Source organism: Pandoraea iniqua, from assembly GCF_902459685.1.
Taxonomy (GTDB): Bacteria; Pseudomonadota; Gammaproteobacteria; order Burkholderiales; family Burkholderiaceae; genus Pandoraea; species Pandoraea iniqua.
Genome location: NZ_CABPSF010000005.1, coordinates 255515 through 269228, shown reverse-complemented (window position 1 = coordinate 269228; position 13714 = coordinate 255515). Strand labels below are relative to the sequence as shown.

Annotated in this window: 11 protein-coding genes; 4 read left to right on the top strand and 7 right to left on the bottom strand. The window is 62.9% G+C overall.

What is annotated here, in order from left to right; all coding sequences use genetic code 11:
* Positions 1–7 precede the first annotated feature (7 nt).
* Together PIN31009_RS18870 and PIN31009_RS18865 are read right to left on the bottom strand one after the other, a co-directional pair.
* On the bottom strand, positions 8–1114 hold the full coding sequence (locus PIN31009_RS18870) for an ABC transporter permease (protein ID WP_371328779.1): 1107 nt from the start codon (positions 1112–1114) through the stop codon (positions 8–10).
* Positions 1115–1203: 89 nt separating this feature from the next.
* Positions 1204–2835: an ABC transporter ATP-binding protein gene (locus PIN31009_RS18865; protein WP_150791259.1), complete on the bottom strand. Its 1632-nt coding sequence runs from the start codon at positions 2833–2835 to the stop codon at positions 1204–1206.
* Between the two features lie 132 nt (positions 2836–2967).
* Here PIN31009_RS18865 and PIN31009_RS18860 point away from each other — a divergent pair, with 132 nt between their 5' ends.
* The gene (locus tag PIN31009_RS18860; RefSeq protein WP_150685614.1) at positions 2968–3906 is read left to right on the top strand and encodes a LysR substrate-binding domain-containing protein; all 939 of its coding nucleotides are present in this window, start codon (positions 2968–2970) and stop codon (positions 3904–3906) included.
* A 271-nt stretch (positions 3907–4177) separates the two neighbouring features.
* Here PIN31009_RS18860 and PIN31009_RS18855 read toward each other — a convergent pair whose 3' ends face one another.
* Both PIN31009_RS18855 and PIN31009_RS18850 read right to left on the bottom strand, forming a co-directional pair.
* Positions 4178–5536, bottom strand: coding sequence for an 8-oxoguanine deaminase (locus tag PIN31009_RS18855; protein ID WP_150685615.1), 1359 nt, complete (start codon positions 5534–5536; stop codon positions 4178–4180).
* Positions 5536–6903 carry a nucleobase:cation symporter-2 family protein gene (locus PIN31009_RS18850; protein ID WP_150685616.1) on the bottom strand — a complete coding sequence of 456 codons (1368 nt, stop codon included), beginning with the start codon at positions 6901–6903 and terminating at the stop codon, positions 5536–5538. The genes PIN31009_RS18855 and PIN31009_RS18850 overlap by 1 nt, the downstream gene beginning before the upstream one ends.
* 435 nt (positions 6904–7338) lie before the next feature.
* Here PIN31009_RS18850 and uraH point away from each other — a divergent pair, with 435 nt between their 5' ends.
* From uraH to PIN31009_RS18835, 3 genes are all read left to right on the top strand, one after another.
* Complete coding sequence (gene uraH, locus PIN31009_RS18845) at positions 7339–7689, top strand: hydroxyisourate hydrolase (RefSeq protein ID WP_058378925.1); 351 nt, start codon at positions 7339–7341, stop codon at positions 7687–7689.
* A gap of 48 nt (positions 7690–7737) precedes the next feature.
* On the top strand, positions 7738–8943 hold the full coding sequence (locus tag PIN31009_RS18840) for a urate hydroxylase PuuD (protein ID WP_058378926.1): 1206 nt from the start codon (positions 7738–7740) through the stop codon (positions 8941–8943).
* Between the two features lie 533 nt (positions 8944–9476).
* Complete coding sequence (locus PIN31009_RS18835; protein ID WP_246185742.1) at positions 9477–10877, top strand: MATE family efflux transporter; 1401 nt, start codon at positions 9477–9479, stop codon at positions 10875–10877.
* A 98-nt stretch (positions 10878–10975) separates the two neighbouring features.
* Here the strand turns inward: PIN31009_RS18835 and PIN31009_RS18830 are convergent, their stop codons facing one another.
* The 3 genes from PIN31009_RS18830 to PIN31009_RS18820 form a co-directional block, all read right to left on the bottom strand.
* A complete protein-coding gene (locus tag PIN31009_RS18830; protein WP_150685618.1) occupies positions 10976–11821 on the bottom strand; it encodes a proteasome-type protease in 846 nt (281 codons plus the stop codon).
* A gap of 90 nt (positions 11822–11911) precedes the next feature.
* A complete protein-coding gene (locus tag PIN31009_RS18825; protein WP_150685619.1) occupies positions 11912–12712 on the bottom strand; it encodes a transglutaminase family protein in 801 nt (266 codons plus the stop codon).
* Positions 12713–12716: 4 nt separating this feature from the next.
* Positions 12717–13709, bottom strand: a complete 993-nt coding sequence (locus PIN31009_RS18820; protein WP_058378929.1) for an alpha-E domain-containing protein — start codon at positions 13707–13709, stop codon at positions 12717–12719.
* Positions 13710–13714: the final 5 nt, after the last annotated feature.

Genomic DNA, 13714 nt, shown 5'->3' with positions numbered 1-13714 from the left:
GCGCTCCTCAGACGCTCTGCGCGGTCGCACGGGCGCGACGACGCAGTCGGTAATTCACGAAAACGTCGCAGCCCAGCAGGCTGAACAGCAGCAGCCCCTGAAACACGCCGCTGATTGCCTTGGGCAATTGCAGCGAGGTCTGCACCGCTTCGCCACCGAGATAGAGCAGCGCCATAAGCAGACTGGCAAGCACGATACCGACCGGATGCAGCCGCCCGACAAACGCCACGATGATGGCCGTGAAGCCGTAGCCCGGCGCCCACGTCGCCTGCAACTGCCCCACCGGGCCAGCCACTTCGCCCGTGCCTGCCAGCCCGGCGGCTGCACCGCCGATGAGCAGCGCCAGCCAGACGGCGCGCGGTTCCGAATACCCGGCGTAGCGCGCGGCGAGTGGCGCGAGGCCACCGACTTCCATCCGATAGCCCGCAAAGCTCTTGCGCATGAAGAACCACGCGGCCGGCACGGCCACCACCGCCATGAATACCGAAGCGTTCAGCCGCGTGCCGCGCCACGGCGCCCAGCGCCAGTCGCCGAAGAAACGCGGGAACAGCGCGTCACGGCTGAAGTTGATCGACTGCGGGAAGTTCATGCCGTGCGGGTCTTGCCACGGCCCGCTCACCAGATAGATCAGCAATTGCGTGGCCACATACGTGAGCATTAGGCTCACGAGAATTTCGTTGGCGTTGAATTTCACGCGCAGCAAGGCCGGGATGGCCGCCCACAACATGCCGCCCACAGCTCCCGCGAGCATCATCAGCGGCAGCAGCCACGGGCCGCCATGACCGTCGAAATGGATCGCGACGCCCGAGGCGAAGATGCCGCCGAGCAGCAACTGCCCTTCCGCCCCGATGTTCCACACATTCGCGCGATAGCCGATTGCCAGCCCCAGCGCGATCAGACACAACGGCGACGCCTTGAGCAGCAGCTCCGACCAGCCGTTCAGGCTGCTGATCGGCGCGAGGAAAAACGCCGCCATCGCCTGCGCCGGGTTCTTGCCCAGAAAACTGAAAATGAGCACGCCGCCCGCCAGCGTGATGAGCGTGGCCACCAGCGGCATGGCGAGCCGCATGGTGCGTGAGGGACTTGGCCGTGGCTCAAGCGTGAAATCGAGCATGATGTCTGGTCTTGATGGAAACGTTGCAGTGCCCGCGTCGGCGCGGGCCACCGTTGATGCCTGAATTGATGCCTGAATTGATGCGTACGTCAGGCAGCGCGCTGACCGGGGCCGCCGGGGAACATCCCCGCCATCCACAGGCCGATTTCACGCGCGTCGGTCTGTTCGGGCTTGCGCATCGGCGACAGGCGCCCCTGCGCGAGCACCGCGATCCGGTCGCAAATTTCGAACAATTCGTCGAGTTCTTCCGAGAGCACCAGCACCGCCACACCGCGCGACGACAGGTCGAGCAACTGCTGGCGGATAAAGCTCGCCGCGCCAACGTCCACGCCCCACGTCGGCTGCGCTACCACGAGCACCTTCGGCTCTTGCAGGATTTCGCGCCCGACGATGAACTTCTGAAGATTGCCGCCCGACAGGCTCTGCGCCGCCGCGTCCGGGCCGCCGGCCTTCACGTTGAAGCGCTCGATGCACAGCGAGGCAAAGCGCCGCAGCGCCCCGTGGCGAACCCAGCCGCCGCGCAGCAAGCCGAGGTGCGCCGTCCCCGACGCACCGAGCAGCGCGTTATCGGTCAGCGACATGCTGGGCACCGCGCCGCGCCCCAGACGCTCCTCCGGGACGAACGCCAGCCCGAGGCGACGGCGCGTGGCAGCGCCCATCCGGCCGACGGCGCGGTCGTTGAGCTTTACGGCGTCGGGCCGGCCGGCACGGGCCTCACCCGAGAGCGCCGCCAGCAATTCCGCCTGCCCGTTGCCGGACACCCCGGCAATACCGACGATCTCGCCCGCGTGCACGTCGAGCGTCACGTCGTGCAGCGAGGTGCCGAACGGGTCTTCGCTCGCCAGCGACAGGTTCTGCACCGACAGCAGCACATCGCCGGGCTGATGCGCCCGGCGCTCGATCTGCGGCAATGCCCGCCCGATCATCATTTGTGCGAGGGTTTCGGCGGTCTCATCGCGCGGCACGGCATGGCCGGACACCTTGCCCGCACGCAGCACCGTCGCGCGGTCGCAAAGATCGCGAATTTCGTCGAGTTTGTGGCTGATGTAGACGATGCTGCATCCTTCGGCAGCCAGCCGGCGCAGCGTCGTGAAGAGTTTCTGAACGGCTTGCGGCGTGAGCACCGAGGTGGGCTCGTCCATGATGAGCAAGCGCGGGTTTTGCAGCAGACAGCGCACGATCTCCACGCGCTGGCGCTCGCCGACCGACAGGCTGTGCACGTGCCGCGCCGGGTCGACTTCCAGCCCGTACTGCGCCGACACTTCGCGAATCCGCGTGGCCAGTGCTTTCAGGTCATGGCCAGTATCGTCGAGTGCCAGCGAGATGTTCTCGGCGACAGTGAGCGTCTCGAACAGTGAGAAATGCTGAAACACCATGCCGATGCCTAGCTTGCGCGCGGCCGCCGGGCTCTCGATGCGCACCGGCTCGCCTTCCCAGAGAATTTCACCCGCGTCGGGCCGCACAGCGCCGTAGATGATCTTCATCAACGTGCTCTTGCCGGCACCGTTTTCGCCCAGTACGGCGTGGATCTCGCCGGGCAAGACGCGCAACGCGATATCGTCGTTGGCCACCACGCTCGGATAGCGCTTGGTGATGCCGGTCAGCGTCAGACGCGGCGTCGATTGCAAAGGGGATGTCACGGCGGGAAGTCTCGGTCCGGGGCTTGGGCGGTCCGAAAATACCCAATTCGCGGCGAAATGTCGAGCGCGTGTCAATAACATGGCAGTTTCCCGAAGCGAACCAGCTATTGTGGTGATAGGGGCTTTCCGCTATAGAGTCGGCCGGCGCTTATGCCTCATAATGTTTTACTTATGCAATCCCGGGTCCGACATATTCGGATCGTTATATTAGTCATGAGCCAAAACCGCGAACCGATCGATACTTATTTGCTGCGCGTCTTGCATACCTTGCTGATCGAGCGCAGCGTCACGCGTGCGGCCGTCAAGCTGAACCAGTCGCAGCCGGCCATCAGCGCCGCCCTGCGCCGCCTGCGCGACATCACCGGCGACCCGCTGCTCGTGCGCGGTAAGCAGGGCATGGTACCGACCGAATACGGCCAGTCGCTGCTGGAACCGACGCAAAACGCACTGCGCGAGATCGAACGCATTACGGTGCAGCAATCGAACTTCGATCCGGCGACCACGGTGCGCACGTTCCGTATCGGCTCGCCAGACTATCTGAATACCCTCTTCGTGCCGACCGTCGTCGAGCGCTTTCGTCAGCAAGCCCCCAACGCACAGCTCGAACTGCATTCCCTCGGCCCGGCATTCGACTACGAGCACGCGCTCGAAGACGGCAAGGTCGATATCGTCATCGGTAACTGGCCCGAACCGCCGGAGCAGCTTCACCTCTCGAACCTGTTTGTCGACCAGATCGTTTGTCTGGTGCGCAATACGCACCCGTTCGCCAAACGCGGCCTCACGCTCGACCAGTACCTTGCCAGCCCGCATCTCGCCCCGACGCCCTATTCCGTCGCGCAACGCGGTGCCATCGACATGCATCTGGCGCGCGAGCGTCTCAAGCGCAATGTGGTCGTCACGATTCCGTACTTCAATCTGGCGCCGTACGTGCTGCTGAAGTCGGACCTGATCTTTACGACGACGCGCCTCTTTGCCGATCACTACGCCGAGTTCCTGCCGCTGACGGTGGTCGAAGCGCCGATCGACTTCCCGCCGATGCAGTACTACCAGTTGTGGCACGAACGCACGCACTATTCGGATGAAGTGCGCTGGCTGCGCAGCGTCATCTCGGATGCCACGCGTACGCTGCTCGAAACGCGCGCCCTGCCCTGATGCTGTCGTGATGCTGTCGTGACCTTGTATTAGCTCGGCCGTCGTTCGGCCGTAGTTCGGCCCTATTTCTGCTGAACATCGGCGTCATCCTGCTGTAAATCCCAATCGTGTATTCATCGCCTTGCCGGTTTTTACCGGCGGAGCGGCCCCCACCGCTCCGCCGAACCGCAAGGCAGCGCTCCCCATGCACGAGAACGCTGCTAAGACCTCCCGTTTGCCCATTGCCACGCTCGGCGACACACCATGAATATGTAGCCGGTGTGGCAACGCTTTATCGGGAAGCCTCGGCCAGTTGCCGCGCCAGCGCGTTGTGACGCGTGACGAGGGTCGGCAGATCGAGCGTCGTCAGACGCCCGTCGCGCACCACCACTCGCCCGTTCACCACGCTGTACGCAGCTTGTCCGGGATTACAGAAAACCAATGCCGCCACGGGGTCGTGCAGGCCACCGGCCATGCCGACACCGCGCGTGTCGAACGCCACGAAGTCGGCCGCCATGCCCGGGGCCAGCACGCCGATATCGTCGCGGCCCAGCACGCGGGCCCCGCCGATGGTGGCAATCTCCAGCGCTTCGCGCGCGGTCATCGCATTCGGCCCGAAGCCCACGCGCTGCAACAAGAGCGCCTGACGCACTTCGTTGATCATGCTGGCGGCATCGTTCGACGCCGAGCCATCCACGCCCAGCGAGACCGGCACGCCCGCGTCGCGCATCCGGCGCACCGGCGCGATGCCCGACGCAAGACGCATGTTCGAACACGGGCAATGCGCCACGCCGGTGCCGGTCTTGGCAAACAGCGCGATCCCCGCGTCATCGAGTTGCACGCAGTGGGCATGCCACACGTCGTGCCCGACCCAGCCGAGGTCCTGCGCATACTCGGCGGGCGTCATGCCGAACTTTTCGCGGCTGTAGGCGATGTCGTTGACGTTCTCGGCCAGATGGGTATGCAGCGACACGCCATAGTGACGCGCCATCGTCGCCGATTCGCGCATCAGGTCACGGCTCACCGAGAACGGCGAGCACGGCGCCACCACCACCCGCAACATCGAATACCGGCCCGCGTCGTTGTAGCTCTCGATCAGGCGCTGCGTATCTTTGAGAATGTCGGCCTCACGCTCGACCACGCGATCGGGCGGCAGGCCGCCCTGACTCTGGCCCACGCTCATGCTGCCGCGGCTCGCGTGAAAACGCATGCCGATCTCACCGGCGGCTTCGATGCTGTCGTCGAGCTTGCAGCCGTTCGGATAGATATAGAGGTGATCGCTCGAGGTCGTGCAGCCCGAGAGCAGCAACTCGGCCATCGCCGTCTGCGTCGACACGCGAATCATTTCCGGCGTGAGATTGGCCCACACCGGGTACAGATTCGTCAGCCAGTTGAACAGCTCGCCATCCTGCGCCGCCGGAATGGCGCGCGTGAGGCTTTGATACATATGGTGGTGCGTATTGACCAGACCGGGGATCACGACGTGCCCGGCCAGATCGAGCACCTCGTCGGCGGTCGTGGGCAGCGACTCGCTGCTCCCCACGGCCACGATGCGGTTGTCTTCGACGTAGATGCCGCCGCGGGCGATTTCGCGCCGGCCGGCATCCATCGTGACGACAACTTCCGCGTTTTTGACGAGCAGCGATGTCATCAGTGCGCCTCCAGCCCGAGACCGTTACCGTTCTTCTCACCGTGGCCATTGGCGGCGGGTGCCTTGAAGCCGTTGAAGTAGGCGTTCAGGATCACCGCCGACAACGTCGCCAGCAGAATGCCGCTATGGAGCAACGGAGCCAGTTGTTCCGGCATCTTTGCGAAGAACTTGTTCGATGCCACCGGAATCATCGCCATGCCGATGCTGATGGCCACGATGTACAGGTTGTAGCGATTGTTGTTGTAGTCGACCTTGGTCAGGATCTTGATGCCGGTAGCCAGCACCATGCCGAACATGACCACGCCGGCGCCGCCCAACACGAACTGCGGAATCGAAGCGACCACCACCGACATCTTCGGAATCAGGCCGAACACCAGCAGAATCACGCCCGCCGCCGCACACACCCAACGGCTCTTCACACCGGTCACACCGACCAGACCGATGTTCTGCGAGAACGAGGTATGCGGGAACGTGTTGAACAGGCCGCCGATGACCGTTGCCACACCATCCACACGCAGACCGGCCACGAGTGCCTTTTCATCCACCGGCTTGCCGACGATTTCGCCCAGCGCGAGGAACATGCCCGTCGATTCGATAAACGTGATCAGAATCACGATGGTGAGCGTGGTAATCGCCCACGGATCGAACACCGGCATGCCGAAGTGGAACGGCAGCACCACGTCGAACCACTTCACCTGATCGAGGCCATCGAAGCTCACCTTGTGCAGCATCAGCGCGATGGCGAAGCCGAACAGAATGCCCAGCAGCACGGCGATGTTCGAGAAGAAGCCCTTCACGAAACGCGTGATCAGCAAGATGAAGATGAGCACCGCGAACGACACGCCCAGATAGACCGGATCGCCGTAATCGGGGTTGCCCACGCCACCAGCCGCCCAGTTGATGCCCACGCCGATGATCGTCAGACCGATCGACGTGATCACGATGCCCGTCACGATCGGCGGGAAGAAACGCAACAGCTTGCCGATGAGCGGGGCAATGAGCGTGCCGATGATGCCCGAGGCAATCGTTGCGCCGAAGATGCCGGGCAGGCCTAGCGCCGGGTTGGTGCCGATGGCGAGCATCGGGCCAACCGCCGCAAACGTCACCGCCATGATGACCGGCATACGAATGCCGAAGCGGCCCACGCCCACGCTTTGCAGCAGCGTGGCGATACCGCAGCACATCAGGTCGGCAGAAATCAGGAAAGCAATCTGATCCTTGGGCAAGGCCAAGGCGCCGCCAATGATCAGCGGCACAGCGACCGCACCCGCATACATCACCAACACGTGTTGCAGGCCCAGCATGAACAATTTAGCGATCGGCAGTCTCTCGTCGACTGGATCGACGGTTTTCGTTGTCACACTCATTGCGTCTCCATCCCAGGGGGGCTGTTTGATTGATTTTTTGGGGTGGCTCAATGGTGCAGGTCGACGCCTTTTGCGGCAAGACCACCGGGGGCTATAGTGTTTTTTTCATAGAACGTATGCATGAATGCTTATCTTGAGTTTCGGGTTTTCCCCAAGAATGCACGTAGCCATTGGGCTTTCCGGGCAAATCATCGACGGCCGGGTCAACGCATCATGCGGATACTGTTATAGACCGGATAACAGAACCCCATAGTGGTCCAAAAAATCCTCAATCCGGTGCATGCTGAGCGCGCTTGCCATCTTCAGGCCGTCACTTGATGCGCGTCATCTTTTTGTCTGGCGTGACATGGTATGTGCACGTTTTTATCTTTGGTATTGCGCGCGTTGCCGGGCCGCCATCTCCCTACAATGCAGCCATCCATCACAGGAGACACCATGGGACGACTGACTACCCACGTACTTGATACATCGCACGGCAAGCCTGGCGCGGGCATCCGTGTCGAGCTGTGGCGCGTGGACGGCGAGCGCCGCTCGCTGCGCGACGTGCAGACCAATAACGACGGCCGCTGCGACAAGCCGCTGCTCGAAGGCGAAGAGTTTGTCGCGGGCGAATACGAGCTGGTTTTTCACGCAGGCGACTACTTCGCGGCACAAGGCGTGGACGTTCCGGCACCGCGTTTCGTCGATCGCGTTGTCTTGCGCTTCGGCATTGCCGAACCTTCGCAGCACTACCACGTGCCCCTTTTGGTGTCGCCGTGGAGCTTTTCCACGTATCGCGGTAGCTAAACCTAATAACCGCGGACGTGAATGTCAGGCAGTTGAGGAGAACATAAGATGGAAGCGTTTATTACCGACTGGGTCAATCTGCTGTTGCGCTGGCTGCACGTGGTGGCCGCGATCGCGTGGATTGGCGAGTCGTTCTATTTCGTGATGCTGGACAACGGTCTGAAGCCGCCCAAGGCGGCCGAAGACAAGCAAAAAGGTGTATTCGGCGAGATGTGGTCGGTGCACGGCGGCGGTTTCTACCACGCCCAGAAGTACCTGAACTCGCCGCCGCAGATGCCTTCGGACCTGCACTGGTCGAAGTGGAAGTCGTACACCACGTGGCTGTCGGGCTTTGCCCTGTTCTGCGTGCTGTATCTGCTGCAACCGCAGACGTACCTGATCGACAAGAACGTGATGGACCTGCAACCGGGTCAGGCCGTCGGCATTGCCGTGGCGTTCCTGATCGGCGGCTGGTTCGTCTATGACTTCCTGTGCCGTGCACTGGGCAAGAACGAGCGCGTGCTGGGCATTGGCGTGGCGCTGTTCGTGGTGGCCGCAACGTATGCCACGACGCACATCTTCGCGGGCCGTGCAGCGTTCCTGATCGTGGGCGCGATGATGGCGACGTCGATGTCGGCCAACGTGTTCTTCTGGATCATTCCGGGCCAACGCAAGAGCGTGGACGCGCTCACCAAGGGCGAAGTGCCGAACCCGATCTGGGGCAAGCTGGGCAAGCAACGCTCGGTGCACAACACGTACTTCACGCTGCCGGTCGTGTTCATCATGATCAGCAACCACTACGCGTTCACGTACAGCAACCCGTACAACTGGGTGATCCTCACGATCATCATGGCGGCCGGTGCGATGATTCGTCAGTTCTTCGTGCTGCGTCATTCGGGCAAGAATCTGTACGCGCTGCCGGTAGCGGGTGCCGCGCTGCTCGCCGGAATTGCCGTGTTCGCCGCCCCGCGCCCCACCCCGGCCCCGGCCGCCGGTGCGCACGGTGAAGCCGCCGCCCCTGCCGTGAAGCTCTCGGAGATTCAGCCGATCCTCACGCAGCGTTGCGCGACGTGCCACTCGGCCAAGCCGACCATGATGGGCAGCGCACCGGCAGGTGTGATGCTCGACACGCCGGCCGAGATCTCGCAGAACGCCCAGCGCATTTATCAACAAAGCGTGGCGCTCAAGTCGATGCCGCTGGGTAATGTGACCCAGATGACGGACGAAGAACGCCAGAAGATTGCCGCTTGGTTCAACGGCGGCGCACAACAATAACGGCTACGACCGTCTTTCTTGCTGGACCCATGTTGGGGCGCTTCGGCGCCCCTTTTTTATGGGTGCGCGTGACGACACTGCCCCCGAGGCATTTCCCACGACATTATAAAAATCAAACACTTGGGAACTTTGTCACGCGAATGCAGGTCTGTTCTACGCGCCCGGCAGTCCGGGTGTGACGTTCAGAAGGTAACCAATACGGGGAATCTCCCCGCAACCTTCCAACGACGTCAGATGACCGGCGCGATGCCTTCACCGGCAGGCGCGTCACGCATAAACACCATGAATTTCCTCCTGTTTTCCGATTCACGGCAAGGCGTTGTCTGGGTGCATTTGCATCAGGCCATGTTCCCGCCGTCCTTCCTGCCGACCCGATAACGCTTCTCGCGTTAACTCGGGCGGAGCGGGTGCGCCATCGCTTGCGCGCGCCCGGTAATACTCCCCGGCAACACTCTCCATCTCGCTGTACCTGATGTGCAAGCCACGGTGAGCCGCGTCCCGACACGACGCGGCGATATGTCATCGAGGGGATCATGTCCAACATGTCTCATTCCAATTCTTATTCGTCCATGCAGGGCGTGAGGACGCCTGCGTTCAAACAACTTTTCAAGCAGTTCACTGCACTCGCGATTCCGACCATCTTGTCCGGATGGGTCTACACGATCTACACACTGATCGACGGGATCTTCATCGGCCGCTACGTCGGCCAACAGGCACTCGCCGCGCTTAACCTCGTGGTGCCGCTGCTGTACGTGCCTTACGCCTTCAGCGTCATGGTCGGCGTGGGTGGTGCCACACTCATCGCCCGTTTGCTGGGTGAAGGCCGCGAGGCCGACGCCCGCCGTGCGTTCTCGCAGGTGCTCTGGGCGATGCTCGCCTTCGGCATCATGATGAGCGCTGCCGTCTTGCTGTTCCGTCATGAGATCGCCGCTGCGCTGGGTGCAGAAGGCGCCATCGCCGCCGACGTGGTGGCCTATCTGTCCGGCTGGGGCTGGTTCGTGTTGTTCGCCAACGGCCTGTACGCGATGGAGCTCTTCCTGCGTGTGGAAGGCGCACCGGCCGCCCGTTTCGGCTTGTACGCGATGTTTCTCGGCGCACTGGCCAACGTGGCACTCGACTACTGGTTCATCGCCGTCAAGGGCATGGGCATGTACGGCGCGTCGCTGGCGACAGGTCTGTCGATGATGGTGTCGAGCAGCGTGATGCTGGCGTATCACTTCGTGTTCGCAAAGCAGGTCGTACCGGCGCGTCGCGCGTTCGGTGCAGGCGAGTCGTATGTGGGGCGCGTGATGTACAACGGCGCGTCGGAGTTTCTCGGCGCCATCGCCCCGGCGATCACGGTGTTTGCTTTCAACCGCGTGATTCTGGCTAACTTCGGTGAGTCTGGTCTGGCGGCGTATGCGATTCTCGAATACATGACGCTGGGCGCGACGGTCACGATGGTGGCGCTGGTGCAGAGCATGCAGCCGATGATCAGCTACTACCGCGGCGCGCGCGACATGGCGGCCCTGAAGGGATCGTTCAAACTCGGCGTGATCGCAGTGATGGGCTTTTCGGTGCTGGTGGCAATTGCCATGGCGACGCTCTCGCGCCCGCTCACGTTCCTGTTCCTGCCGGAAGGCGGCAGTGCGTGGTCGATTCTGGAGCACGCGGTGCTGTGGTACGCGCTGGCGTTTCTGCCGGCAGCGGGCAACCTGATCGTCGCGGGCTTTTTGACGGCAATCGAAGCTCCCGGCCCGTCGGCGGCGATTGCTACGTTGCGTAGCTGGGTGTTGCTGCTGGGCCTGCTGTGGTTCCTGAACGTCTGGTTCGGTGGCGCGGCCATCTGGTACACGCTGCTGATCACCGAAATTCTGACGTTGGGCGTAAGTGCGTGGCTGTACTGGCGCACGGTCAATGGCGGCGCAATGCTCGCCCCGCAGATGCAGGCTTGATGCCGGATCAGTAGCACCGACCGGCAAGACAAATAAGAACGGCGTGACTTGAGTCACGCCGTTTTTTTATGTCGCTCTGGTGATCCGATGGCCTGCGTTCAGGACGGCATCTTGAGCTTGAAGGTCTGCGCGAGCGACTGCACGGTGCCCGGTTCGGACGCCCCGGGCACGCCATCGGGTGGCACGGCCAGCGGCGGCAGCCCGGTCGGGGTATCCGGCACGGTGGCGGCCCATTGCGGCTCGGGCAACTCGTCGAACACCTGACGCAGACGCTCGCCCCACGTGTCGTGAATCATCTTGTAATAGACGTTCTCGTCGTTGAGCGACGCGAAGCGCGTCACGCGCAGCGAATTCTCTTCGTACACGAGCAGATCGAGCGGCAGCCCCACCGACACGTTGGAGCGCAGCGTGGAATCCATGGAGATCAGCGCGCACTTGGCACCGTCGTCGAGCGACGTGGCGGGTGTGACAAGCCGGTCGATGATCGGCTTGCCGTACTTGGATTCCCCGATCTGGAAATACGGGTTCACGGACGACGCTTCGATGAAGTTGCCCGCCGAATACAGCTGAAACAGCCGGCTCGGCGCGCCGGCAATCTGGCCGCCCAGCAGGAAGCTGCAATTGAAGTCGACGCCGAAGGCTTCGAGCGCTTTGGCATCGCGCTCGTACACGTCGCGAATGGCCTGCCCCACGACGCGCGCTACGTCGGTCATGGTTTTGGCATTCCAGAGGGTATTGGCGTCGCGCGCTTCGACGAGGTGCTGGCGCACGGCCTGCGTGACGGCGAGGTTACCCGCCGAGAGCAGCACGAGCACGCGCTCGCCCGGGCGCTCGAACACCAGCATTTTGCGGAAGGTGCTCACGTGATCGACACCCGCGTTGGTACGGGTATCGGAGAGAAAGACCAGCCCGGCATCGAGCTTCATGGCCACGCAATACGTCATGTCGTTCCTGTCTTGCAAAGCAGGGGCGCCGTCCAATTCGGTGCCCCTGCGAGTGAATCTTGTGAGGGTACTGCCAGTGACTGATAGTCACTACTGTTCGATCGGCGCTGCATCGACCTTGACGGACACGTGCAGCGCTTCGGTCGCCCCGCCGCTGCGCATGCCGCGCACGGGTGCGGCGGACTCGTAGTCGCGCCCCACGGCCAGCCGGCAATAGTTGCCGCTGGCGAAACACGCGTGCGTGACGTCGATGCTAACCCATCCCGCCCCGTCGACCCAGACGTCGACCCATGCGTGGCTTGCCGCATGGGGCACGTCGCCCGGATCGATGTAGCCGCTGACGTATCGCGCGGGCACGCCGCGCGCCCGGCAGATGGCCAGCATCAGATGCGCATGATCCTGACACACGCCCCGCCCCAGCGCCAACGCTTGCGCGGCGGTGCTGGTCACAGCGGTAATGCCCGACTCGTATTCGACGTTGTTGCAGATGATCCCCGCCAGCGCCAGCAGTTCGTCGGGCGTGGTGAGCCCAGTGTCTGCGGCCATGGCGTCGATGGCCTCGCTACGGGCGGTCAGCGGCGTCGGGCTGGCGAAGGATAACACCGGTACGGTGTGGGCCGTCTCGCCCAGCCGGCCGTCGACCAGTGGGGTGGTTTCGATTTCGCCTTCGGCGAGCAGGTGGATTTCGCTATGCGGCTGGTGCAGCACGAGGGTGTGCATGTCGTTGCCGTAAGCGTCACGCGCGGCGGTGAGCTTGCCGGGCGCGTTTAGCCGCCAGTGCACGACGCGCTGCACTTCCGACGACGGCGGCGTGAGCCGCAATTGCTGGATGGTGTAACGCACCGGCGTGTCGTAGCGGTAGGTTGTCTCGTGACGAATAGTCAGGCGCATGGCATCAGGCCGCGAGCGGGATCAGGAACGTCTGGCTGATCTTGTTGCCGAGCACGGACACGCGCTCGAGAAACTCGGTCAGGACCGGGTGCAAGCCTTGCTGCTGAATCTGCTGGATATCGGTGTATTTGAGTTCGGCGTGCAGTTTGCCGGCGTACCGTTCGACGTCGCCGGACTGCGCGTTGGACAAGGTGGCGAGGTTTTCGCACACGCCCGTGAGTGACGCGAGCAGCGAGCGCGGCATATGGGCATTGAGCATGAGCAATTCGACGACGCGCTCGGGGGTAATCACGTCACGATAGACCTTCCGGTAAATTTCGAAACCGGACACGCTGCGCAGCACGGCCGACCAGTAGTAAAAATCGGTCGGATGCGATGCGTCGGGGCCCGCACGGTCGGTACGCACGGCCTCGTGAAAGCGCACGTCGAGGATACGGGCAGTGTTGTCGGCGCGCTCGAGAAAGAGGCCGAGCCGGGTGAAGTAAAACGCGTCGTCTTGAAACAGGGTGCCGAAGCTGACGCCGCGCGAGAGATGCGAGCGTACTTTGACCCACTCGAAGAGGTGCGCCGGGTCATGCTCAAGCAGGTCGATCATGCGGGGGAATTCGAGCCACGTACTGTTGACGGTTTCCCACAGTTCGGTGGTGAGGGTGCCGCGCACGGCACGCGCGTTTTCGCGGGCGGCCGCGAGACAACACGCGATGCTCGACGGGTTGTCGCGATCGCGCACGACGAAGTCGAGCACGTTGGCACGCGTGGCGCGGCTGTGTTTGCGATTGAAAGCAGGTTCGAGTTCGGAAATGCGCAACGTGGCGCGCCAGCCGGCTTCGTCGTTGAGACCGGCGAGCGAGATGGGGGCGTTGTCGTCTTCGTCGTCGATGACGTCTTGCGGGAGCAGCAGGTTCTGCAAGTTGACGTCGAGCAGACGCGCGGTATTTTCGGCCCGCTCCATGTAGCGGGCCATCCAGAACAGGTGGTCGGCGGTACGGCTGAGCATGATCT